This is a genomic window from Halalkalibacillus sediminis (genome assembly GCF_002844535.1).
In the GTDB taxonomy this organism is placed as follows: Bacteria; Bacillota; Bacilli; order Bacillales; family Alkalibacillaceae; genus Halalkalibacillus_A; species Halalkalibacillus_A sediminis.
In genome coordinates this window covers 994,727-1,017,982 of the sequence record NZ_PJNH01000001.1, presented here as the reverse complement: position 1 = coordinate 1,017,982, position 23,256 = coordinate 994,727, and the positions used below count along the sequence as shown (strand labels likewise).

Genomic DNA, 23,256 nt, shown 5'->3' with positions numbered 1-23,256 from the left:
ACACTATTGCAGTCATTGATTCATATAGCGGATAAACAAACAGGCAAGATTTTAGATTATATTACGGAATCTAACTACTGGCAAGACTATCGCAAGATTCAGCTAAACAATCACCGTGATACGTTTGATTTCACCACTTCAGCGGATAAAGGTTTTTCGAAGTACATTCAAGATCAGAACCGTCTGATCATTCCGGACCCTAAGACTGGCTATGCTGAATTTTTGATTGATGAGCATAAGCAAAAGCTAAAACGTGATGGAAGCCATGCGATTCAAGTGTGGTCTTCAGGTAGCTATTTACGTCTCAAAAAAGCTAAAATTATCAATCCTCAACAAACGAGTACAGAAACAGCTTCTTATCATGTCGACTCAATTCTGCAAGGCACAGGATGGATAACGGGTCAAATTGCCCATACGACTTTACGATCCTTCAACATTGAAGAGCACACCAATCCGTATAGCTTCTTAAAACGGTTGGCCAGTGAGTTTAATCTTGAGCTCCAATTCAGAATTGCTATTGAGAATGGTTACATCTTTCGCTATGTCGATATGATCGAGCGTGTGGGCAGGTGGCGTGGTTTTGAAGTGACGTTTGGACGCAATTTACTAGGCATTGAGCGTAAAAGTAAGTCAACGAAGATCATCACAGCTTTACTAGGGGTGAGTCCACCAGATACCGAGGGTAATGTTAAAACGGCATTAATCGAAAATGATGAGGCTTTAAAACGGTGGGGGGTTCCAGATGTAAACGGAAACCTTCAGCACCTATATGATGTCTACTATCCCGAATCAACCGACTCTGAAATGACGCAAGAACGTTTAGACACGTTAACTGAAAACGAACTAGAAAAACGCGTGAATGCCACGGTCGAATATTCGACGGATATCGCTACATTATCGAATAAGTTGGGACAAGAGGTATTCGTGGGTGATACGGTTCGTGTGAAAGATAAAAAATTTAATCCGGCTTTATATCTTCAAGCGCGTGTTCATACGTTTGAAGGGAGCATTAAGCAAGATGCTCAATTGAAAATCGTTTTAGGCGATTATATTGAATTCACCGAGCAAGAAGTTCTATCAATCTGGCGGAACTTGCGAAAACAGGTAGCTTTTAAAATCGGTCAAGAGGAACTGGCAAATTACACATATGACAAGACGCAGATAGATGATAAAGATGGAGCCATTCTCGCTGATGGGAAATCATATGCCTTTCAAGAAGCACAGGCAGCACAAGACAATGCTGAAAATTATGCCTATAACCAATATGAGCCGACAAAGAGCACGGTCAATACCAACATCGATACCTGGAATAAAGCGGGTGTGTTCAATGCCGATGGTACCTTGAATGTCGACTGGCTTGCAGGGCAATTAACGGATAGTCAAATTCAAAGTGCGGGTACTTGGAACGCCCAAGGTACCTATATTGATGAGAACGGGGTATACACCGGTCTGGTGGTTGCCGAGCAAATGGTTAGTGGAAGTTTCGTAGGGAAGACCTTTACAGGAGGAACCTTCGAAGGGTCACTGTTCGAGGGTGCTGTGTTTTATAGTGAAACAAATGAAGGTTATGTAGAAATTCAAGGGGATAATATACAAACCGTCAGTACTGCAGGTGATTGGACCGATAGATCTACTTTGGACATCAGCCAAGCACAACTTGCAATCAACAATAGTACTGGAAATAGAGGATTCTATGCGAGTTATCGATACACCAACATGGATAACGGCCTGTCTCTTACGGACAGTAACTATAAGCAAGTAGGCATGTGGTATGAAGATATCCCGTTGCTATATGTTGGTAAAGACAATTTCTTAGTAAATAACGTACTAAATAACTCAGTTAACATTTCATATGATTTTGACAATCGTGATGGAAAACTACACGCATATAACGGGTTGAAGTTAGGTGTAAGAGGGGATAGTTACAGCGAACAAAACGGCGTAAACTTTCCAGGCGGTGCTGAGGTAGAAATATATCCGGACGTAGTAGAGTTTAATTCTCAGGTTAAAATAGACACCGTTTCTACGCATAATGACGCAAATATATCGTTCTTAAATAGAATAAGTTTTGGGAACTTTGAAATAGGTTCTTCACAAAATGAAAGTACTGGAATCGGTGTAAGACCCATTGATAATCCTAACATAGGGGCCAGTATTTTTAGTGTTGAAAGTGAGGGAAGTTCTACAAGGTTCAAAGTTACTCATGCTAACGGTGCAGAGTTTTCCGGAAATATACGGTTAGATGGAAATATTGAAAATGCTGGATATATGTATATTAAGTCAGGCGGAAACCTTGATTTAAAAGCACCATATGATATTAGGTTCCAAGATCATAGCGGAAACCCCCAAAGAATCGTCACGGGCGCCATTTTAACAAACGGATTTATCACTACTGATGCTGTAGACACAGGCGCTTCTAATATATATGTCAGACCTTCAAGCAGCGGAGAGCTTCGAGTAACTGCACTAGGGACCACAGGTAGTTACCGTCCGGCAAGAGCTTCAAGTTTCCCCACAGGATCTCTTGAGGAATACAAACAGGATATCGAACCGTGGGAAGGCTCTGCCTTAGATATCATTATGAACTCCACATTACAGAAATATCGCCTGATTTCAGATGTCGAAAATGATATTGATAAAATTCGATTTGGTTATGTCATTGGTGATGGGTACGCAACCCCAGAGGAAGTGATTGATGAAACCGGCGAAGGTGTCGAGCAATATCTAATGAATAGCTTATCTCTAAAAGCAATCCAGGAGTTAAACACTTTGTATGATGCTCATGATCAACATATTCAAGATTTATCGACAAGAGTTGAAGCGTTAGAAAATCAAATTGCGTAAAGGGGAATGCATAATGCAACTAAAATTACCAAACCGAATGGTGACTCAGGCAATAAATCTATTATCAAATCTAAGTTTAAAAGGACGATCATCGCGGCACCGTTCAAAAGTTATTAAGGCTCTGAATGAACAAGTGAAAGAGATCGTGGAACAAGAGCACGTGCTCATTAAAGAGCACTGTTATCAAGATGACAAAGGAAATCCTAAGAGAACGTCTGACGGTAAAGGGTATCATGTGAAAGACGTAGAAATTTTTTCGAAAGACATGAACGAGTTACACCAGGAAGAATATATACTTGAAGGAGAGAACATGACGGAACCACTTAAGACGATTGGCCATGTGTTATTGAACTCAGAAGAAGAGTGGAAAGGGCAAGAAGCAGAAGCTTATGACTACCTCTGTGAGCAATTCGAAGAGCAAGGATTAAGCGCCGATTAAGGCGTATTTTTTATGTCGGAACGAGGGGGGCAAAATGTGGATGTGGTAAACAATGCAAAAATATTAACAGCAGGAGCTGCAGTTGTGTTCAGTTGGTTGTTTGGTGAGTGGTCTATTTTGTTGGGGGCGCTCATCTTTTTTGTGTCATTCGATTTCTTGACGGGTATTGTTGCAGCAGGATATGAAGGGAAATTGAAAGCAGACGTTGCTTTTTGGGGCATTCCAAAGAAGATCATGATTTTTGGGCTAGTGGCTATAGCACAAGTAATCGATCAAATTTATTTATTTCAAATAGGAGATCCAATCGTGATTGGTGATATGAAGTTAAGTGTTATGGCAGCCACGATTATTTATTACCTGGTAAATGAATTTATCAGCATTAGTGAGAATTTAGGGCGATTACACGTGCCTATTCCTCCGCTGTTAAGACGATCGATTGAATTTTTTAAAGACAAATCTTATGAAAAGAAAGGTTGATGAGAAATGACGACATTTATCTATCCAACAGTTAAGAGAGTGACAAGTAAGTTTAGAACAGCTTCAAGACCTGATCATAACGGAACGGATTTTGCACGGCCTGGCCACCAATCGATTAAAGCTGCAGCTGCAGGTACCGTTGTGAAATCTTATTCGTCTTCAAGCTATGGAGAGACAATTATTCTTGAACATAGAATCAATGGTCAAACTTGGCAGACTTTATACGCTCATTTACTTGAAGGCTCACGGAAGGTATTTCCTGGCCAAACCGTTTCACAAGGTCAAATTATTGGTGTGATGGGTAACACTGGTCGTTCGTTCGGTCAGCACCTACACTTTGAGTTGCACAAAGGGAAATGGAATTACGACAAATCCAATGCGGTTGATCCAGAGAAGTATTTAGGTAGAGACTTATATCCTCAATCCAGTAGTGGTGAGTATACGGTCCAACCAGGAGATACGCTTTCAGTAATTGCGAAGAAAGTCGGTTCTTCGGTTGACGAGCTAGCACGCATTAACAACATCAAGAATGAAAATGTGATCCAAGTCGGTCAGAAGATTAAATACGATGACGTTGAGAAAGTATACCTGCCTGTAACAGCTGACTCGTGGAGAATTTACCCAACCAATGTAGCACCAGTGAAAGGGAATGAGATGGCATTCCTGAACCCGAAAAAATTCGGTGGCCTAGTTTATGAAGTATTGGACAAGCCTCAAAAAGACGTTGTGACCATCAATTCTAATGACTTTGGAAAAGGAAATATCTATGTCGCACCAAGTACTGGCGCAGAAGTAAATTAAGGAGGTGAACGTAATTGGAATTTCGAGAATATATCATCGAAGAAGCGTTAATACTAATTCCAGTGCTTATCATTTTAGGTAAGTTTCTGAAAGAACTTCCCTTTCTACTTGACCGTTACATTCCACTGATTTTGTTGTTTATCAGTGTGGTGTTAGCGGTCTTTTTAATTGGTATGAGTATAGAGGCGGTGATTCAAGGTATTTTAGTTGCTGGTGCTGCAGTGCTAGGGCATCAATTAGTAAAGCAAAATAAAAACATTTCTAGTGAATTGTGAATAATAAATTAAAAATAAAAATAGGATTAAATAGATGGAGTTGTTTAAGGAGGAGAATAGATTTGAAAAAAGTAATAGCCTTTTTATTGGTTGGATTATTACTCGGAAGTGGGACAACCTATGCTGCTAGCAACTATTATGCAGATTTATTAGGTAATCAAGAAGATCAAATAAAAAATGAACTGATGAAATTCTACGAGGAACAAAGCAAAATGCGTAATAAACAAGTTCATAATGACTTAGTAATTTATGTTGCATCTCAACGGCAAGATCTAATAGACTACTTTGAACCAATTATACAAGATGAAATAAATCGTGAGGCAGTTAATAGTCAAAGCGAACATGCTGAAGCAGTAGATGAAAAAGTTAAACAATTAAAAGAAAAAATTTATAAAATGTTAGAAGAAGAGCTGGAGCACTCTATCCCTAGGGGATAATGAATAATGCCCCAAGATCTGTGGAGCATTTATATAAAAGTTCTTAGCTCTAGTAGGGTTCTCGTGTCTCAAAATTTATAAATTCATCTAAATCTAATGATTCTCCTTCTGGGTATGTTAATTTATAAAAAATTTATAACAATAAATCATAATTATGTAACCCTGCACCTCGCTTGCAGGGTCATTTTTTTATGTTATAATAAGAACAAATGTTCGTAATTGTGGGGTGAAGTACATGGATTCTATATTCGAAAGAGCACTGGAAAACAAGCAAAAGATAAATTTGATTTATGTTGACCAAGACGGGCAACTATCTCAACGCTTTATTCGGGTCGTTCGTGTGGACCAGAACTCCATTCTGGCTTATTGTTTCTATAAGAAAGCCGTGCGCTCATTCAAGAAAGAGAATGTCCTATCTGCTTTGCCACATCGATCAAAGAAAGAGGTATCTTAAAGATATAAGAAATTTATTATTAAAGAAGGTATTGCAATATAAACCAATAAATGTAAAATAAAAGTATTAAAGGTAATTATAAAAAGGGGATTAAGTGATGACAGTATTCAATCAAAGGCTTTTAACTTTTATATTAATTGGAATATTGATTACCCTTATATTTATCGTTCTCCAAATGAATGCACAAGCAAATGAATTAGAAAAAATACGACAAAACTTAGAGTATATTAATTACAATATACAATAGCTGAAAATGGGTCAGGGAGTGGTTGTTATATGAAAGAGAGTTTTAAAATTTTGATTTTACTTACTATTGCTATTTCCCTTATCGTCCTGTGTTTTCAGATAGCAGAGATGATTGAGGCTATTGAGCAGGTTGCGTATAGACTAATGGTGGATACAAAATCCGGTGGTTAAATTTTGAATAATTTGAGGTGAAAAAATGGTAATGCCATACTTAAATTCTAACAAATGGTTCAGGCTCTAATTGATTACTTGCCCTATGCTGTTTTATTTCTACTTCCGATCATCATATTGGTTTTAAAGTTACGTAATTTAGACCTATAGAAAGAACGTTGAGCTCCCCTTAATTGGAGAGCTCTTTTTTAATACATCTAACATTTTCATCTAAGTATTTTTCGACTTGTTCATCAGTGAAACCACACCATTCTTTTAGCACCCATCCTATAGTGTATTTTTTGTAATCACTTTTTTCTTTCTTATCTTTTTCCATGATCATCCCTCCTCAAAGAAACTTTACCCCATAGATGATTACATGGGAAATTCGCTAAATGACTTAAGGGGGTGTTTTCTGTGGTTAAATACACTACTTTTTAGCCAATTTGAACAAAATTCACTCGAAAACTGGATATTATGAATAAATTTTGGAAGGGGTTTTTACTTCTATGTCGAATTGCAAAAGGGGAGGAGTGATTTGAGTTGGTAAATTTTAATGATAGCCTACCTAATAAGAACAGCGGAATACCTGAAAGCATCAGAAATATTTCTCGCTTACAAAATGAAAATATAAGAAAAATTCAAGAAGCAAGTAGAAGAAAAGCAGAATATGATCAAGAAGTATTAGATACTTTGAAAGGGATTGAAAAGAATACAGCTTCTTTACCAGCAATCTTTGAAGTTCTGATGGATAGCAGAGAAGACCATCAAGAGATGATGCGCTTGGTCCAAGATTTATTTGAGATAAGTCAGTCGGGGACTGTAGAAGAAGCCGATTCAAAATACCGAAAATTTATGCAACGGACAAGTCAAATCGTAAAAGATGCAGAGAACATGCAGAAACTATCTCAATGGGGAATGGTTGCTTGGGAAATGGTAAAGAAGAAGTTAAACGGTGAATGGTAAGTGATTAAACTGTTATCGCTATCTAACACTTCAACTATTTATGGTGCCCAGGGTATTTTGCAAACCTAATTCCTTAGTTGTATAATCATGGTAATACATATCTAGGGGGATTTGATGAAGAAGTTTATCCTATTCATGGGTTTAGCGATGTTGCTAGTAGGTTGTAGTGGTGATGATCAAGCAAGTGATACTAATAAAGAGAGCGCTGATGAAGCTGAAGAAGAACGGGTTAATCACGAAGAAAATGGAGATAACAGCAATCAAGAAGAATCTGAAACAGAAAATGAATCGGAAGAAGAAAATGAAATCAATCAAGACCGAAATGAAGAAAGGTACGGGGCTTTGCAGGAGATTGGAGAAACAGCTGAAGATCGTACTGGAAAACGTGAGCTAATAAACGTCAAAAAAATAGATGAAGTAATTGAACATGGCCCAATAGAGATTGATATAGTTAACGCTAAGGTATTGGAGTGGACCGATTTAGATCAACAGAGTTTAAATTATCTTCAACCAGTATTAGGGACGGACCAAAAAACTGTTCACTATCTTCAAATAATGTTTAATGTTAAAAATACTTCAGATAAGGACGTTTATTGGTATGGTATGGATACTATTGTGGCTGATGAACAACAAATAGATGCATACACGGAGGATATAATCGGAGACGTTTTGGGACCTGAGGTTTACGCAGGTACCGAAGATAATTATGTAGTTGGGTATATATTGAACGATGAGGTTGTAGATAGCTTGAGAGTGGTTTTTGATTCTGTTACAGATTTAAATTCTTATGAAACCATTGAGGAAAAAACTGAATTTAAAGTTGAATTCGATTAATCAAAACAATTCGAACGCAACATCAATATGAAGGGAGCTTATAAGGCTCCCTTCTTTTATTTTACTACACCCCCAATCCACCCCCACATGTTGAATTTGTTTTATTCGAATTGATGTACCTATTTTAAAAACACTGTTATATCAGCTATTTGACTGCACTTGAATTGAGTTGATTTACCTTTAACATGTTCCGTACACAAGTACACCCCTTGGAAGTTATCAATATTTGATGGTCTATTTTAAATTCAAGCGGTAATATTCTCTTTCCAACAAGTTGGGGCAGGAATGGGGCAGAATTTCAGCACAATTTGTCCTGAAGTGGTCTGAACAAAAATAAGTAGAGTTTGTCTAACCGCATATATAATAGGTAGAAACTCAACTTAGTCTGAACAAATCTGAAAGTTACACCAGCCTTCTAAGCTGTCGGTCGGGCGTTCGAATCGCTCCTGGGACGCTCTTAAAAAAATAACGTTTTAAAAATCCGTCATATCAACCGTTAAAGGCATCGTCCAATTAAACGGTTACTTGGCGGATTTTTTTTTGCTGTCGATTGTTGGACGTTAAGCCGCAGGACAACCGAATAGAAAGCTGTTGAACTTCAATTAAGCGAATTTTTAAGGAGGAAACGGTTATGGCCCCAAATTTCATACGAACAAGAAGAAAGAAGGTCACAATACAGGCTTCTATTTCAGAAGTTGTAGTACATATAAGACTGAGAAAATAAATACGAAATAAGGTACTGCTTATTAAAAAAAAGAAAGCTCTCAAAATGAGAGCTAAGACTATACTAAAATAAACCTGCTTCTACTGCAGCATCAAAACTATCTCTTGCAAAATCAAATGGATTATCAATTTTTTCCCAGTGTATATACATTAACCTTGGCTCATCAAATAGCCAATGGTTATGGAGAGCTGTAACCATTATGCCTCTCCACCGGAGAGCTGAAATAAAAGGATTAATTTCTTCTTGGAGAATTACTGTTTCACCCAAGTTAAGTGTTCGCCCACCTACTGAATTTTCAAATGATAATGCAAATGGTAAAGCTAATGGAGATCTTGTTCTTCTGTTCAAGATTGATGCTTCTATGTTTCTTAGTCTAGAAACAACACATACTCCATCTGAAACTTGAGGAGTACCACCAATAATTCTAGCTAATCTATCACAACTTGATGACATTATTTTTCACCTCCTTACACTATCAAGGTATGTAGGGAGAAATATGTTGTATAGGTGGTCATTCAACGTCAATAAAATAGAGAAAAAATAGTCATCATTTAAATAATGCACATCACGATATAATGCGATGTAGATTAGAAGTTAATCATTTGAATGTTGCCAAAACATCGAACTTTGAAGTCTAGTAGGTGGTTTATAAAATGGGGAGTGTAAAGATAAATTAATCGCCAGAGCTTCAGCTCTGGCGATTAATTTACATATTCAAATACTATCCAATCCTTTACTTTTTTAAGTTTTAACTCCGGCTTGAGCTTTGTTAACGTGAAACTGTCCAAATAGGTAAGCAAAGGATATTTTGTGTAAGTAGCTTCAAAATTATAAAATTAATAAACACACATGATAGCTACATTTGATGATGAGATGACATCTCGTGACCAGGGTTATAGCCTTGTTGCATCAAATATTGTTCGAGTCGCATTACAGCATTAAAATGTCTTTGGTAATAGCTCATGTGTTTCTGAGGTTCCACATATTCATACCTTTTTGTTAGTAATCCATACAAACTAGCTTCACTCAATAAATCTTTTGCTCTTTGATCTAAACGCATGAAATTCCTCCTGAGTTTTTAACGTCAGTTTAGGTTCCTAATTTCTTGATGTATGGGCGAATGACTAAAAAAGCAAAAAATAAAAGCCAGATTTTTACTGGCTTAGTCGATCAACACTTTATCTAATTTTCGAGTGAGGTCTTCAAAGTATGGTTTTTCTATAAAGTCTTTTGCTCCTAAATCCAAACATCGCTGGATGATATGAGGTTGGGCTAGAGAAGAACACATGATGACTTTAGCATCTGGAAATAGTCTTTTCATAAGTGACAACGTTTGAAATCCATCTAAATCATCCATAATGAGGTCCATAATTACTATATCCGGATGGTGCTTTTTATAGATAGGAAGAGCCTCTCTGCCATTTGAGGATTCAGCAATGACCTGATATCGATCCGTTTGTTCTAAGATTTGTTTCAACCACTGGCGAATAAACCATGAATCGTCAACCAACACAACAGTATAAATAGAAATCACCTTCCATCAAGAAAGGGACAAGTGATTGCAGCCCGGCTACCATAGAAGTCCTTAGGTCCGTGGCTTTGCGTCTCTTACTTTCGTAAGGTTTGCCCTTTAAGTTTTTAAAAAGCCAAGAGCAGGGCCCCTGGCAAGTACAGCTTTTACTAATTATATCATAGCGAGATTGCTCTGGTAGAACATTAGCAGTAGTTTAAATACTACAATTTAAATAATAATGAAGAAATCAAGAACAAATTGGTGTTATAAATTAATTACAACTATCAAGGTAAATGAATGTTTGAATATCATGATATAAAGAGAGAAGCCATTAATTGGAGGCACTCTTTTTTTCATTAAGATAACTTTGACTTAAAAGATTATGAACATTATTTTCCTTAAATATGCTGGAATAAAAATAAAAAGTCAGTTCAAGATAGAGAAGAGTGTATATTTTAAAATATTTAAGGAGATTGACCATGCAGCTGTCCCCTCACATTTATGACCTGGTCATTAGACCTAATTGGTTCAATGAAAGGTATATCCACCAGCAAATTAAAAAACACTGTGATTTTAAACAAAAGACTGTTTTAGACTTCGGGTCAGGAACGGGTGCGAACTGTATACTTGTTTCCCCTATAAATTATATAGGATTAGACACGGACCTAGATAGAATTGGTTATTCCAGAAAGAAGTATCCACAATATCAATTCAAACCATTACATGGGTATCAACTTCCGTTACCTAATAATTCAGTTGACATCATTATGATTGTGGCAGTATTGCATCATATACCAGTTGAGAAGATTGATCACTATATTACCGAGTTTCGTCGGGTGCTGAAAAATGAAAACAGTGAAGTGATCGTTTTAGAGCCTTGCTTACTTAATAAAAAATGTCTTAAAAATTGGGTAATGAAAAAACTCGACAAAGGGGAGTTCATTCAACATGAGGATTCCTACTTAGGTTATTTCAAAAGAGCAGGATTTAATGTGTTATCCATTAACAAATTTCCGAAAGGACTGTTTTACAATGAATTGCTCTTCAAAGCGCAATTAAAATAGTAGTTATATTTACAAAGTCATAGTATGAGAAGAGCTCTCCTTAATTGGAGAGCTCTTCTATGCATCTAAAACTTTCATTTATTGTTATGCTTGTCTATGGAGAAACAGACACTTTTATATGAAGTATTCTATCCGTGTTGTTTTGCAAACTGAATTCTCTAATTGTATAATAATGGTAACAGCGTCAAAGGAAGGACATAAAGAAATGTCAAACAAATAGAAGAGAGATTACACTTTAAACACAATAGAATTGTTGATATATCTTTTGATAGTCATAATTTTGTATTATGTACTTCAAATAAGGTTTCATGCAGTTGAAGTTTTCGTTTACCTATCACTAATACTAATCTGGGCTCTTAACGTACTCACCAGGAAAGAAAACCGTGAACGTTTGAGTAAGTAAAAGTATAAGTGGTTTATAAGAATGTGACTCAACTACACAAACCTGAATGCTAGACCTAAAAGGTCAGGCTTTCGAATCGCTCCTGGGACGCCATTAAATTTAAATTACCAACTCAAAAGCAAATGTGCTTTTGAGTTTTTTTGTTTTCTGACATGTAATTACATTATAAATGAACTATTTGGTAATTTGAGATCGAATTGTCGAAATTCGTCGCAAAAAACCTCCTCTTGAAATGTAATTGTAATATTATGATAACCTTTGTGAAACTTATTGATGGTAGACTTGCAATTAGGCTGAATTAAAAGTATTTTATAGATTATTAGATACATAGTGAAGGTAGGGATTGAATTGAAGCTTAAAAAAATGACGAGTGCAACCTTTTTATCAATTCTTATTGGAGGAGCACTGATTGGTACCTCTATTCACGCAGAAACTATTGATGACCTTGAAGATCGTAAGTCCAAAATTGCTGATGAACGCCAAGAGATCAAAAGCAATTTGTCCGAAGCAGAAAGTGAAATGGCAGATTTATTAATCGAGCTTGAAGAATTGAATCAAGAAATTGAACAACTAAGAGAAGCATCTGAAAAAAACCAAGAACAACTAGACGAGACAGAAGCTAAGATTGATATCACTCAAGAAGATATAGATGAGCTACAAGAAGAAATTGATATTATTGAAAAACGTATTGAACTTCGACTAGATATTTTAAAAGAACGTTTATCTTCCTACCAAAAGCAGGGTGGAAGCATTAATTATATGGAAGTTGTACTAGGTTCCAAAAATTTTGGTGAATTCATCAGCCGTACTGCTGCAGTGAATAAAATTATGGAATCTGATCGTCATTTGATGGAAAGCCATCAAGAAGATAAGCAAGAGGTTGAGGAAAAGCAATCAAAAGTGCAATCAAAACTTTCAGAGCTAGAGGAAATGAAAGTAGAGTTAGAGGGTATGATTACCTTGATTGCAGATCAAAAAGAACAAGCTGAATCGAAAAAAGAAGAAATGAAAGATAAACAAACTGATCTTATTGCTCTCCAAGAAGAACTAAAAATGAAAGATAGTGACTTAGCATCACTTGAAAGCAACATCCGAGGAGAAATTGCGGCTAAAGAGCGAGAACAAAGAGCTCAAGCTCGAGCGGTTGCTAGCGAAACTAACAATAGTTCTAATGGGAATATTGTAACTGTGAGCTCAAAAACTAGTGAAGACAAATCGTCAAGTATTGGTAACAGTCAGTCAGGTAAAAAGACTAGCGGAAGTTATTCTTCAGCAATCCAAGCTGGTTATCAAGTAATGGGTACTCCTTATGTTTGGGGCGGTAAGACTCCAAGTGGTTTTGACTGTTCTGGTTTCCTATCATGGGCATTCGCTCAAGCTGGAAAGTCTATTCCGTCAAGTACTGCAGCATTACAAAGTGTTGGCACAAAAGTATCTTATAGCAACGCTCAACCTGGCGACTTAGTATTTTTCAATACTTACAAGACTAATGGACACATTGGAATCTACCTTGGTGGAGGTAAATTCTTAGGTGCACAGAACAGTACTGGCGTAGCAGTAGCTGATATGACTAGCGGCTACTGGGCTGAGAAATTCGCGGGACACGTTCGCCGCGTTAACTAATTTAGACGTTTACAATAAAAGGCTGATACCTATTAAAAAGGTGTCAGTCTTTTTGTTTTTAAAATTAATGATTGAATTTGCTACAATAGGGTTAACCATTAAAGTTAGGCGGTGGCAATATGCTCGATGAAATAATCGATGAAGCTTTAAAGCAGGCAGGTGAGTCAAGTACAGCTCGCAATATCCAATCAGTCAGTGGCGGGTCAATCAATGAAAGCTACTATGTCGAGATGGACCAAAATCAATACTTTGTAAAATATCATGCCACAGCTCCAGCTCATTTTTTTGAAGCGGAGGCTAAAGGTCTTGAAAATATCCGGTCAACTGATTCGATCGATACACCAGAAGTGCTAGCATATCAGGATAAACCAGGTCAGTCCTTTCTGGTCATGGAATGGATGTCGGGTGAGTCGACCCAAGAGACTCAGTCGTTATTGGGAGAGAGAATCGCAAAGATGCATCTTTCTCATGCTGAATATCATGGGTTGGATCAACAGACATTCATAGGGGACTTACCACAGCCTAATCAACTATGTAGAGAATGGGTCGATTATTATCGTACCTTTCGCTTGGAGCGCCAACTTGAATTAGGTCGAGAACGCCATCGAATTGCAGATAAACGGGAAGAGAAATTAATTCATTTAATCGACAACCTTGAAAAATACATTCCACATGACATTGCACCAAGTTATTTGCACGGGGACCTGTGGAGTGGAAACTGGTTGCCAGGGCCTAAAGGTACCCCATATGTCATTGATCCATCTTTTTTATACGGCGACCGACACTTTGACCTTGCATTTACCGAAATGTTTGGAGGGTTCACTCAAGATTTTTATAATGCATATAACGAGATATATCCGATATCTTCTGATTACGAGGTATTGAAGCCAATTTATCAACTGTATTACTCATTGGTCCATTTGAACATGTTTGGTGAATCTTATGGAGGTTTAGTGGACAGGATATTGAAAAGGTATGCTTAAAAATTTCTCCTATTTTCGCAACACCGTGCAGTTAGGCTAAAGCGAACAACACCCTGTTGCCCTCGAGCTTATAAATTTTCTTTTGCAACAGGTACATATACGAAAATATGTTGTGTTATAGTAGTGAATAAGGCATGTTTCAAAAAAGTGAAAAGGGGTAACGTTTAACAAGGTAACTTAATTCAGAATAGGATGATTGAAATGAATTTCGAAAATGGGGATCTGATCATGTTCCCTGGATGGAGGAAGGAGTTAGAGGATAAGAGTCTCGAAGCTGTAAAACTCCAAAATTATGAAGAAGCATTATTACATATCAAAAAGTTAGAAACATACGATGCCGCATCAAACGATATCCTGACAGCAAAAGTGATTTGCCTGATTGAATTATCACGCTATGATCAGGCTATTAGTTTATGCCGTAAATTAATGAAAGAGGACGAAGAGAATTATTATAAGTACTTACATATTTATTTGACGATTTTATTCCAGACTAGTCAATATAGTGAAGTAATTGATATGTTGGATGAGGTTCAAGACATGTCATTGTTACCTGAAGAATACCAAGAACCTTTCCAGCAAATCTATGACATGAGTAAGCAATTCCAGACGACTGCCACAGTTAAAGATGCTGAAGATCACATGAATCACTTTTTTACTTCACTCGAGAATGGGAATTTCCAAGAACAGTGGAAGTTGTTATCCTTCCATAGAAAACATGCCATACAGCCTTATTTGAAACAGTTAGTGCCATATTTGAGCGACAGCAATTTGAATCCTGTAATCAAAACGGGAATTCTCCAATGGTGCATGGATGAAGATGTGACGGACCGGTTCCAAGTAGAAAAATTCAATCAACGTGATTGGTTTTCACCGGCTACTTTGCCGGATGTATTAGAAAGTGATTTCGCTAAAGCTAGTTTGAGACATTTGGATTCTGTGGAGCAATCAGATGCTACGATGTATCAATTTACGAAACAGATTTTGTATCGCTATTTGTACATCACATTTCCATACACTCCAGACATGGAGGATGCAGAATTGGTCGCTGAATCCGTTCTCTATTTAGCGAAGAATTATCTGCAAGTGAATGAAAGTAATGAACAACAAGAAGCACCATCTAGGATTCATCAAGAAAAGATGGATGAAATCGAGCATTTGGAAAAGGTTTATTTTTCACAAATAGACGATTAGTTTTTTAACGAAACATGAGTGTTGAACCGTGTTCGTTCTATGTTATAATAAGATGGTTGCAATTTTGCAAGTACGTATTTATCCATTTATAAACGAAAAAAGAATGGAATAATAGATTTTGATGTTGGAGGGAATTAATTATGTCAGCAAAATGGGAAAAGAAAGAAGGCAATGAGGGAGTCCTAACGATTGAAGTAGATTCCGAAGAATTTGATCGTGCATTAGACCAAGCCTTCAAAAAAGTAGTGAAAGATGTTCAGGTACCAGGTTTCCGTAAAGGGAAAATGCCTCGTAACATGTTCGAAAAACGTTTCGGTGTAGAAGCTCTTTATCAAGATGCGATTGATTTCGTATTACCTGATGCTTACATGAAAGCAGTAGAAGAAACAGGAATTACACCTGTCGATAAGCCAGACGTAGACGTTGAGCAAATCGAAAAAGGTAAGAACTTGATTTTCACTGCTAACGTAATTGTTAAACCTGAAGTAGAACTCGGCGAGTACAAAGGCCTTGAGGTTGAAAAAGAAGACACTACAGTAACAGATGAAGAAGTAGACGAAGAATTGAAGTCTCTTCAAGAAAAACAAGCTGAGCTAGTTGTAAAAGAAGAAGGAGAAGTTGAAGACGGCGATACAGTCGTTATCGATTTCGAAGGTTTCAAAGACGGAGAAGCTTTTGAAGGTGGATCTGCTGAGAACCATACACTTGAAATCGGTTCTGGTCAGTTCATCCCTGGTTTTGAAGAGCAATTAGTTGGTAAAAAAGCTGGAGACGAAACTGAAATTGAACTTACTTTCCCAGAAGACTACCAAGCTGAAGAACTTGCTGGTAAACCTGTAACGTTCAAAGTTAAAATTCATGATGTAAAAACTAAGGAACTTCCAGAGATGGATGACGAATTCGCTAAAGACGTTGATGATGACGTTGAATCATTAGACGAATTGAAGAAAAAGACTCGTGAACGTCTAGAAGAGCAGAAGCAACAAGATGCAGATAACCAAATGCGTGAAACTCTAGTTGAAAAAGCTTCTGAAAACGCAACTGTAGACATTCCTGAAGCAATGGTTGATTCTGAATTAGACCGCATGATGCAAGAGTTCGAACAACGCCTACAAATGCAAGGCATGGACTTGAACATGTACTTCCAGTTCTCTGGTCAAGACGAGCAAGCTCTAAAAGACCAGATGAAAGATGATGCGAAGAAACGTGTTGAAACTAACTTGACTCTTGAGGCAATTTCTCACGCTGAAAACTTAGAAGTAACTGAAGAAGATATTCAAGGTCAGCTAGAAGAAATGTCTCAGATGTATCAAACAGATGTGGAGCAGCTGAAGCAAATGCTTGGCGGTAACACTGATATGTTAAAAGACGATCTAAAAATGAAAAAAGCAATTGACTTCTTAGTAGAGCAAAGTCAAACTAAATAATTTGTTTTTAGCAAGGCGCGGCGGTCAATCCCGTGCCTTGTTTTAAAATTAGGTAAACATTACAAGGGGTAAAATAGTCCTTTCTGACATATAGTTAAACACATAAGTTTTTCTTTTGACTATTTTTCCTTTGCAGTACATAATGAGAATTACGAAATGATTTTAGCAAGAAAACATATCACGAAATTCGTAATAAATATAGGTTTATGGGGTGAAAGTATGTTTAAATTTAGTGAAGAAAAAGGGCAACTAAAGTGTTCGTTCTGTGGTAAAAATCAAGACCAAGTACGTAAGCTTGTCGCAGGCCCTGGTGTATATATATGTGATGAGTGTATCGATCTTTGCACAGAGATCGTAGAAGAAGAATTAGGTTCTGTTGAGCAAGAGGAATTGACAGAAATTCCGAAGCCAAAAGAAATCCATTCCGTATTGAACGATTATGTGATTGGTCAAGAGAAAGCAAAAAGATCTCTTTCTGTTGCTGTATATAACCACTACAAACGTGTGAATTCAAATAATGTCAAAGATGACGATGTAGAGCTTTCAAAAAGTAACATTGTTCTAATGGGACCAACGGGTAGTGGTAAAACATTACTTGCACAAACAATGGCGAGAATCTTGAATGTTCCATTCGCTATTGCTGACGCAACTTCTTTAACAGAAGCTGGTTATGTAGGTGAAGATGTAGAAAACATTTTACTGAAATTGATCCAAGCTGCTGACTATGATGTTGATAAAGCTGAAAAAGGTATTATTTATATTGATGAGATCGACAAGGTTGCTCGGAAATCAGAGAATCCTTCAATCACTCGTGATGTATCTGGTGAAGGTGTACAACAAGCACTTCTTAAAATACTTGAAGGTACAACAGCTAGTGTACCTCCTCAAGGTGGACGCAAGCATCCTCATCAAGAATTCATCCAAATCGACACGACGAACATTTTATTCATCGTCGGTGGAGCTTTTGATGGAATCGACCAGATTGTCAAACGCCGTTTAGGTGAACGTGTGATCGGATTCGGTTCTGAAGCGAAGCAGTCTGAGCTTTCTCAAGCGGAACTTATTTCAAAAGTTCTTCCTGAAGACTTACTTCGTTATGGCCTGATTCCAGAGTTTATCGGCCGTTTGCCAGTAATCGGTGCACTTGAGCCGCTAGATGAAGACGCGTTGGTTGATATTCTTACACAGCCGAAAAACGCTCTTACTAAGCAGTACCAGAAGTTATTTGAAATCGATGATGTCGAGCTTGAGTTCGAAGAAGAAGCGCTTCGTGCGATTTCTAATAAGGCAATCGAACGTAAAACAGGTGCTCGTGGACTTCGTTCAATCATAGAAGGTGTAACATTAGATTTGATGTTCGACCTTCCTTCTCGTGAAGATATTGAGAAATGTATCATCACAAAAGAAACGGTTGAGAATGATGATGGTCGTCCAAAATTAGTATTGAAAGACGGATCGGTCGTTGATTACAATGATGATGAATCACCAAGAGAGAGTGCATAAGTAAGACTTTCTAATTGAATAATAAATGAATGAAGAGGGTACTCTCCTCTTTCCGTAGTGAGAGTGCCCTCTTTTCTATTACATATAAGCGTAAAGTTAAAGAGAAATAGTGTATACTAACGGTAGAACCAGCAATAGACATGACAATAGTGGAGGTGTATCTATGGGAGATACTAACGAAAAACAAATTCCCCTCCTACCATTGCGTGGTGTGATTGTGTATCCTTCAATGGTCATGCATTTAGATGTAGGACGAGACCAATCCGTCAAAGCTTTAGAAAAATCAATGGTAGAAGATAATAAATTATTACTTGCTACACAGCGTGATGCTGCTAAAGATACTCCTGGTGAAGATGATATTTTTTCTACAGGTACAATTGCGTATATTAAACAGATGGTAAAACTGCCTAATGGGACAGTCCGTATTTTGGTTGAAGGCTTAGAGCGTGCAAAAGTCAGCTCTGTCGAACAAACAGAACCTTATTTCATGGTGAACTACGATATCCTTGATGATGAGCATGGTGAAGATACTGAAGAGCAAGCTCTTATGCGTATGCTTGATAGCCAGTTCCAAGAATTCACAAAGGTCTCTAAAAAGTTGAATAAAGAAACTTATAATTCAATCAAAGATATCGAAGAGCCTTCCCGGTTAGCTGATATTGTTGCATCTCACTTGAGTTTAAAGACTCAGCAGAAACAGAACATTCTTGAAACAGTATACGTTCCTGATCGCTTGGATTACTTGATTCAATTAATTCATAATGAAAAAGAAGTTCTAGGTATGGAAAAAAAGATTGGCCAGCGAGTAAAGAAATCAATGGAACGGACCCAAAAAGAATACTATTTACGTGAACAGTTGAAAGCCATTCAAAAAGAATTAGGCGACCGTGACGGTAAGAACAGCGAAGTCGCTCAATTGAAAGAAAAAATTGAAGAGGCTGGAATGCCTGAGCGAATCGAAAAAACAGCATATAAAGAGCTTGACCGATATGAGCGTGTACCTCAGAGCTCAGCCGAAAGCTCGGTCATTCGTAATTATATTGAATGGTTAGTCGCTATTCCTTGGACGAAGGAAACGGAAGATAACCTAGATATCCATCACGCAGAGGAAATTTTGGACGAAGATCATTACGGTTTAGAGAAAGTCAAAGAGCGTGTATTAGAATATTTATCCGTTCAACAATTGACCCAATCTTTAAAGGGACCGATCTTATGTTTGGTTGGACCTCCCGGGGTAGGAAAAACCTCTCTTGCTAAATCTGTAGCTCGTGCAATCGATCGTAAATTCGTACGATCATCTCTTGGTGGAGTGCGCGATGAAGCAGAGATTCGTGGCCACCGTCGTACGTATGTAGGTGCGATGCCTGGGCGCATAATTCAAGGTATGAATAAAGCAGGAACGGTTAACCCTGTATTTTTACTTGATGAAATTGATAAAATGGCCAGCGACTTTCGTGGGGATCCATCCTCAGCAATGCTAGAGGTGCTTGATCCTGAGCAGAATAATTCATTCAGTGACCATTTCATAGAAGAATCTTATGACTTATCAAAAGTGATGTTTATAGCAACAGCAAACAATCTGCAGACGATTCCAGGTCCATTACTTGATCGTATGGAAGTTATCTCGATTGCAGGGTATACAGAAGTGGAAAAGCTTCATATTTCAAAAGAACACTTAATTCCAAAACAGATTAAAGAAAACGGACTGACGAAAGGAAAAATGCAATTCAAAGACGAAGCTATCTTGAAACTGATCCGTATGTACACAAGGGAAGCTGGTGTACGTAACTTAGAGCGTCAATTTGCATCCCTTTGCCGTAAATCTGCTAAGATGATTGTTTCAAACGAGAAAAAACGTGTAGTGATTACTGAAGCCCAGATCGAAAAGTTACTCGGTAAGCCGAAGTTCCGTTATGGACAAGCAGAAGTCGAAAACCAAATCGGAGCTGCTACTGGACTCGCTTATACGCAAGCCGGTGGAGATACTTTATCGATTGAGGTTTCATTATCCAAAGGGACAGGTAAACTGACCCTGACAGGTAAACTTGGAGATGTAATGAAGGAATCGGCACAAGCCGCATTGAGTTATGTACGTTCTCGAACAGAAGAACTGAACATCGATGAAGACTTCTACGAAAAACTAGACATCCACATTCACGTACCAGAAGGGGCAACACCAAAAGACGGCCCATCTGCCGGAATTACGATGGCAACTGCATTAGTTTCAGCATTGACCAACCGTCCTGTGAAAAAAGAGGTCGGCATGACCGGTGAAATCACATTGCGGGGTCGCGTCCTACCGATCGGTGGCTTGAAAGAAAAGTCGTTAAGTGCACACCGAGCAGGCCTGACAACTATTTTGATTCCAGAAGAAAATGATAAAGATTTAGAAGATATTCCAGAAAGTGTTCGAGAAGGTTTAACATTCATCAAAGTGAATCACTTAGATCAAGTCTTAGACCACGCCCTGTTGAAGGAGTAGATCGAAATGAAAGTGAACCAAGCTGAAATCGTCATCAGCGCCGTCAGTCAGAGTCAATACCCGAGCGAGAATCTTCCGGAGGTCGCACTGGCGGGTCGGTCAAATGTCGGTAAATCATCTTTCATCAACAAAATGATTCAGCGAAAAGCTTTAGCACGTACTTCATCTAAGCCAGGTAAAACTCAAACTCTGAACTTTTACCGGATCAATGAACAACTCATGTTCACTGATGTACCAGGTTATGGTTACGCTAAGGTGAGCAAAACGGAACGAGAAAAATGGGGTCGTATGATGGAAGAATACTTCCAGACGAGAAAAGAACTCAAACTCACAGTACTTCTCGTTGACATGCGTCACCCACCAACTGAAGATGACATCATCATGTATGACTTTCTTAAACACTATGAAATTCCTGTGATGATCGTTGCAACGAAGCTGGACAAAGTCAAAAAAGCCCAGCGTCAAAAACACTTGAAAATCATCCGTGAAGCCTTAGATATTGAAGAAGGCGATGAACTAGTAGCCTTCTCTGCTGAAACGGCCGAAGGCAAAGATCAAGCTTGGAAAGTATTGAAAAGTGTGATGTAAAATAATGAAGCTCCTGACCTTATTCCAAAGGCCGGGAGCTTTTTGTATTAGTGAGAGCTCATAAAAAGGTAAACGGAGCTGTTTGATGGATAAACTGAATTAACTGTTAGATTTTCGTTGATAAGTGTTAGATAATTCAACTTAAGTGTTAGATTAATTAAATTAACTGTTAGATTTTATATGAAAAGAGACTTAAGTCAGTGAATACAGTGCATCTAACTTGTGTGCTTCTCTAATCCACTTAACTCTCATTCGATAGTATCTCGCCAATTCTCCTCCAATCAGCTTCTAAACTTTCTCGATGAGATGGACGATAGAAGACAGAAGCAGGATGAAAAGTCGGAACGATTCTATATGCCTTATCGGTTAAAGTGAATGCATTTTTATCTAAATCAGGTATATATTGAATAGGACGTTCAATCAACTCACCGTGCATTTGAGTAACTTTAGCGGTTGGTCCAAGTAAACGCTGGAGTCCAATGTTACCTAGTGTTACGATCAATTTTGGGTTAAGGTTCTGAATTTCGTAGTCGAGAAGGGGCGCATGAGCGAAAATTTCTTTCTTCGTTGGTGGTCGGTTGTATTTACGTTCAGTCTCAGTGCCATCGCGATTACGTTTCTTTCCCCACTTATAAGGACGGCTGCGTACAGCGCTTGTAATATAAACATCCTCTCGACTAAGACCAATCGACTCAAGTGAAGCCATCAGTTCTCGGCCAGCTCTGCCGATGAAAGGAATTCCATCAATGATTTCCTGCTCACCAGGTGCTTCTCCAACAAGCATGATCTTAGGATTACTTGGTCCTTTATTATAAACAAAACCTTCGACAGGAAAATTTTTGATGCGTTCTTGAGCTTGATTTGCTAGTGACTCTGGAATTGTGAACAATGGAATCATTCCTTACTAGATTTAAAAGTTCAATATAAGATACTTAATGTACAATACCCTTAAAATTATAAATAAACATATTTAAGTTTTAATCCATAATATTCGCATTGAAAAGAACGAGTAAAAACCCCTACCTCTATAAATGCAAACTACACAAAAATCAGGCTTTCTGGGTCTTATCTTTTATTTGCTTCAACGTAGCCACGATTAAAAAACTCACGATTACAAGTAACAACCACGAGCTTACTTTACCCAAGTGAACGAGACTCCAAGCTTCGGTTTGGTTGGGATATTCCCATGCTCCGAAAAATGTTGCGATATTTTCTGCTATCCATATGAAAAAGCCGATGAGTACAAAAGAGAGTGCAATCGGCATTTTATATGTTAAACCTCCCACTTCATAAGAAACCCATGAACGCCAAAAGAGGATAATGACAAACAATGATAACCACCATCTTACGTCCATCCAAAAATGGTGGGTGAAGAAGTTCAAATAGATTGCTGCTGCTAAAGCGACAACCAGAGGGAAAGGTGGCCACTTGATCAAATTGACATTTAATCTCCTCCAAGCTTGGCACAAATAGCTTGCAACGCTGGCATACATGAAGCCGCTGTATAAGGGAACCCCGAAAATCTTAGAATAACCTTCTTCAGGATACGCCCAGGAACCCATATGCACTTTATATATTTCAAGGGCGAGGCCGATCAAGTGAAACAAGGTAATAACCTGGAGTTCTGCACGAGTTTCAAGCCCACTACGAAGCATCCACCATTGCATCAGAATACATATCAATAGAATCCAGTCATATCGCAGTAGAAATGGGAGTGATATGATTTGTGTCAATCCTAATGAAGCAAAAATGACTACTGGAAACAGGCAAGATAATGCTTGCTCTCGTCCGAATCGAACAAGCTGCATCAGAGCTCTCATCAATCTGTTCTT

General features: G+C 37.9%; 24 protein-coding genes and 1 riboswitch. Of the genes, 18 read left to right on the top strand and 6 right to left on the bottom strand.

Annotation, left to right across the window (positions count from 1 at the left end):
• Window positions 1–6: 6 nt before the first annotated feature.
• The 8 genes from CEY16_RS05390 (at window position 7) to CEY16_RS15395 (ending at window position 6,144) form a co-directional block, all read left to right on the top strand.
• Window positions 7–2,844, top strand: coding sequence for a phage tail spike protein (locus tag CEY16_RS05390; protein ID WP_101330925.1), 2,838 nt, complete (start codon window positions 7–9; stop codon window positions 2,842–2,844).
• 13 nt (window positions 2,845–2,857) lie between these two features.
• Complete coding sequence (locus CEY16_RS05385) at window positions 2,858–3,283, top strand: DUF1617 family protein (protein ID WP_101330924.1); 426 nt, start codon at window positions 2,858–2,860, stop codon at window positions 3,281–3,283.
• 36 nt (window positions 3,284–3,319) lie between these two features.
• Window positions 3,320–3,760 (top strand): phage holin family protein, encoded by a 441-nt coding sequence (locus CEY16_RS05380; RefSeq protein WP_101330923.1) that lies wholly within the window; start codon window positions 3,320–3,322, stop codon window positions 3,758–3,760.
• Window positions 3,761–3,766: 6 nt separating this feature from the next.
• Window positions 3,767–4,561 (top strand): peptidoglycan DD-metalloendopeptidase family protein, encoded by a 795-nt coding sequence (locus CEY16_RS15400; protein WP_238378755.1) that lies wholly within the window; start codon window positions 3,767–3,769, stop codon window positions 4,559–4,561.
• A gap of 14 nt (window positions 4,562–4,575) precedes the next feature.
• On the top strand, window positions 4,576–4,836 hold the full coding sequence (locus CEY16_RS05370) for a phage holin family protein (RefSeq protein WP_101330922.1): 261 nt from the start codon (window positions 4,576–4,578) through the stop codon (window positions 4,834–4,836).
• A 62-nt stretch (window positions 4,837–4,898) separates the two neighbouring features.
• Window positions 4,899–5,273, top strand: coding sequence for a hypothetical protein (locus CEY16_RS05365; RefSeq protein WP_101330921.1), 375 nt, complete (start codon window positions 4,899–4,901; stop codon window positions 5,271–5,273).
• Between the two features lie 235 nt (window positions 5,274–5,508).
• The gene (locus tag CEY16_RS05360; RefSeq protein WP_101330920.1) at window positions 5,509–5,727 is read left to right on the top strand and encodes a hypothetical protein; all 219 of its coding nucleotides are present in this window, start codon (window positions 5,509–5,511) and stop codon (window positions 5,725–5,727) included.
• 276 nt (window positions 5,728–6,003) lie between these two features.
• Window positions 6,004–6,144 carry a hypothetical protein gene (locus CEY16_RS15395; protein ID WP_238378754.1) on the top strand — a complete coding sequence of 47 codons (141 nt, stop codon included), beginning with the start codon at window positions 6,004–6,006 and terminating at the stop codon, window positions 6,142–6,144.
• A gap of 169 nt (window positions 6,145–6,313) precedes the next feature.
• On the opposite strand, the gene CEY16_RS15155 is transcribed toward CEY16_RS15395, so the two are convergent.
• Entirely contained in the window at window positions 6,314–6,460 is a 147-nt protein-coding gene (locus CEY16_RS15155) for a hypothetical protein (RefSeq protein ID WP_162297861.1), read from the bottom strand.
• 206 nt (window positions 6,461–6,666) lie between these two features.
• On the opposite strand from CEY16_RS15155, the gene CEY16_RS05355 reads away from it, so the two are divergent.
• Window positions 6,667–7,089 carry a hypothetical protein gene (locus CEY16_RS05355; protein ID WP_101330919.1) on the top strand — a complete coding sequence of 141 codons (423 nt, stop codon included), beginning with the start codon at window positions 6,667–6,669 and terminating at the stop codon, window positions 7,087–7,089.
• A 114-nt stretch (window positions 7,090–7,203) separates the two neighbouring features.
• Window positions 7,204–7,923 carry a hypothetical protein gene (locus CEY16_RS05350; protein ID WP_101330918.1) on the top strand — a complete coding sequence of 240 codons (720 nt, stop codon included), beginning with the start codon at window positions 7,204–7,206 and terminating at the stop codon, window positions 7,921–7,923.
• Between the two features lie 787 nt (window positions 7,924–8,710).
• Here CEY16_RS05350 and CEY16_RS05345 read toward each other — a convergent pair.
• The 3 genes from CEY16_RS05345 to CEY16_RS05335 form a co-directional block, all read right to left on the bottom strand.
• Entirely contained in the window at window positions 8,711–9,100 is a 390-nt protein-coding gene (locus CEY16_RS05345; protein ID WP_101330917.1) for a DUF1259 domain-containing protein, read from the bottom strand.
• A gap of 403 nt (window positions 9,101–9,503) precedes the next feature.
• A complete protein-coding gene (locus CEY16_RS05340) occupies window positions 9,504–9,707 on the bottom strand; it encodes a hypothetical protein (RefSeq protein WP_101330916.1) in 204 nt (67 codons plus the stop codon).
• Window positions 9,708–9,809: 102 nt separating this feature from the next.
• Window positions 9,810–10,181 carry a response regulator transcription factor gene (locus tag CEY16_RS05335; RefSeq protein ID WP_238378753.1) on the bottom strand — a complete coding sequence of 124 codons (372 nt, stop codon included), beginning with the start codon at window positions 10,179–10,181 and terminating at the stop codon, window positions 9,810–9,812.
• A gap of 23 nt (window positions 10,182–10,204) precedes the next feature.
• Window positions 10,205–10,285, bottom strand: a riboswitch (cyclic di-GMP riboswitch).
• 354 nt (window positions 10,286–10,639) lie between these two features.
• On the opposite strand from CEY16_RS05335, the gene CEY16_RS05330 reads away from it, so the two are divergent.
• From CEY16_RS05330 to yihA, 8 genes are all read left to right on the top strand, one after another.
• Entirely contained in the window at window positions 10,640–11,224 is a 585-nt protein-coding gene (locus tag CEY16_RS05330) for a class I SAM-dependent methyltransferase (protein ID WP_101330915.1), read from the top strand.
• Window positions 11,225–11,975: 751 nt separating this feature from the next.
• A complete protein-coding gene (locus tag CEY16_RS05325; protein ID WP_238378752.1) occupies window positions 11,976–13,250 on the top strand; it encodes a C40 family peptidase in 1,275 nt (424 codons plus the stop codon).
• 119 nt (window positions 13,251–13,369) lie between these two features.
• A complete protein-coding gene (locus CEY16_RS05320; protein ID WP_101330914.1) occupies window positions 13,370–14,233 on the top strand; it encodes a fructosamine kinase family protein in 864 nt (287 codons plus the stop codon).
• 201 nt (window positions 14,234–14,434) lie between these two features.
• Window positions 14,435–15,424, top strand: a complete 990-nt coding sequence (locus CEY16_RS05315; protein ID WP_162297860.1) for a tetratricopeptide repeat protein — start codon at window positions 14,435–14,437, stop codon at window positions 15,422–15,424.
• Window positions 15,425–15,564: 140 nt separating this feature from the next.
• Complete coding sequence (gene tig, locus CEY16_RS05310; RefSeq protein ID WP_101330912.1) at window positions 15,565–16,851, top strand: trigger factor; 1,287 nt, start codon at window positions 15,565–15,567, stop codon at window positions 16,849–16,851.
• Window positions 16,852–17,070: 219 nt separating this feature from the next.
• A complete protein-coding gene (gene clpX / locus CEY16_RS05305; RefSeq protein ID WP_101331146.1) occupies window positions 17,071–18,354 on the top strand; it encodes an ATP-dependent protease ATP-binding subunit ClpX in 1,284 nt (427 codons plus the stop codon).
• Window positions 18,355–18,517: 163 nt separating this feature from the next.
• Complete coding sequence (gene lon, locus CEY16_RS05300) at window positions 18,518–20,836, top strand: endopeptidase La (protein WP_101330911.1); 2,319 nt, start codon at window positions 18,518–18,520, stop codon at window positions 20,834–20,836.
• A 6-nt stretch (window positions 20,837–20,842) separates the two neighbouring features.
• Entirely contained in the window at window positions 20,843–21,424 is a 582-nt protein-coding gene (yihA, locus tag CEY16_RS05295; RefSeq protein WP_101330910.1) for a ribosome biogenesis GTP-binding protein YihA/YsxC, read from the top strand.
• 241 nt (window positions 21,425–21,665) lie between these two features.
• Here the strand turns inward: yihA and CEY16_RS05290 are convergent, their stop codons facing one another.
• Complete coding sequence (locus CEY16_RS05290) at window positions 21,666–22,313, bottom strand: uracil-DNA glycosylase (protein ID WP_101330909.1); 648 nt, start codon at window positions 22,311–22,313, stop codon at window positions 21,666–21,668.
• A 160-nt stretch (window positions 22,314–22,473) separates the two neighbouring features.
• Window positions 22,474–23,244: a DUF817 domain-containing protein gene (locus tag CEY16_RS05285; protein ID WP_101331145.1), complete on the bottom strand. Its 771-nt coding sequence runs from the start codon at window positions 23,242–23,244 to the stop codon at window positions 22,474–22,476.
• Window positions 23,245–23,256: the final 12 nt, after the last annotated feature.

What these genes read in the sequence shown, in the direction of transcription:
- CEY16_RS15155 (WP_162297861.1), bottom strand. Translation starts at nt 6,460, where the DNA reads ATGGAAAAAGATAAGAAAGAAAAAAGTGATTACAAAAAATACACTATA.
- CEY16_RS05330 (WP_101330915.1), top strand. Translation starts at nt 10,640, where the DNA reads ATGCAGCTGTCCCCTCACATTTATGACCTGGTCATTAGACCTAATTGG.
- CEY16_RS05285 (WP_101331145.1), bottom strand. Translation starts at nt 23,244, where the DNA reads ATGAGAGCTCTGATGCAGCTTGTTCGATTCGGACGAGAGCAAGCATTA.
- CEY16_RS05340 (WP_101330916.1), bottom strand. Translation starts at nt 9,707, where the DNA reads ATGCGTTTAGATCAAAGAGCAAAAGATTTATTGAGTGAAGCTAGTTTG.
- CEY16_RS05360 (WP_101330920.1), top strand. Translation starts at nt 5,509, where the DNA reads ATGGATTCTATATTCGAAAGAGCACTGGAAAACAAGCAAAAGATAAAT.
- yihA (WP_101330910.1), top strand. Translation starts at nt 20,843, where the DNA reads ATGAAAGTGAACCAAGCTGAAATCGTCATCAGCGCCGTCAGTCAGAGT.
- CEY16_RS05345 (WP_101330917.1), bottom strand. Translation starts at nt 9,100, where the DNA reads ATGTCATCAAGTTGTGATAGATTAGCTAGAATTATTGGTGGTACTCCT.
- CEY16_RS05320 (WP_101330914.1), top strand. Translation starts at nt 13,370, where the DNA reads ATGCTCGATGAAATAATCGATGAAGCTTTAAAGCAGGCAGGTGAGTCA.
- CEY16_RS15395 (WP_238378754.1), top strand. Translation starts at nt 6,004, where the DNA reads ATGAAAGAGAGTTTTAAAATTTTGATTTTACTTACTATTGCTATTTCC.
- lon (WP_101330911.1), top strand. Translation starts at nt 18,518, where the DNA reads ATGGGAGATACTAACGAAAAACAAATTCCCCTCCTACCATTGCGTGGT.
- CEY16_RS05350 (WP_101330918.1), top strand. Translation starts at nt 7,204, where the DNA reads ATGAAGAAGTTTATCCTATTCATGGGTTTAGCGATGTTGCTAGTAGGT.
- tig (WP_101330912.1), top strand. Translation starts at nt 15,565, where the DNA reads ATGTCAGCAAAATGGGAAAAGAAAGAAGGCAATGAGGGAGTCCTAACG.
- CEY16_RS05315 (WP_162297860.1), top strand. Translation starts at nt 14,435, where the DNA reads ATGAATTTCGAAAATGGGGATCTGATCATGTTCCCTGGATGGAGGAAG.
- CEY16_RS05385 (WP_101330924.1), top strand. Translation starts at nt 2,858, where the DNA reads ATGCAACTAAAATTACCAAACCGAATGGTGACTCAGGCAATAAATCTA.
- CEY16_RS15400 (WP_238378755.1), top strand. Translation starts at nt 3,767, where the DNA reads ATGACGACATTTATCTATCCAACAGTTAAGAGAGTGACAAGTAAGTTT.
- clpX (WP_101331146.1), top strand. Translation starts at nt 17,071, where the DNA reads ATGTTTAAATTTAGTGAAGAAAAAGGGCAACTAAAGTGTTCGTTCTGT.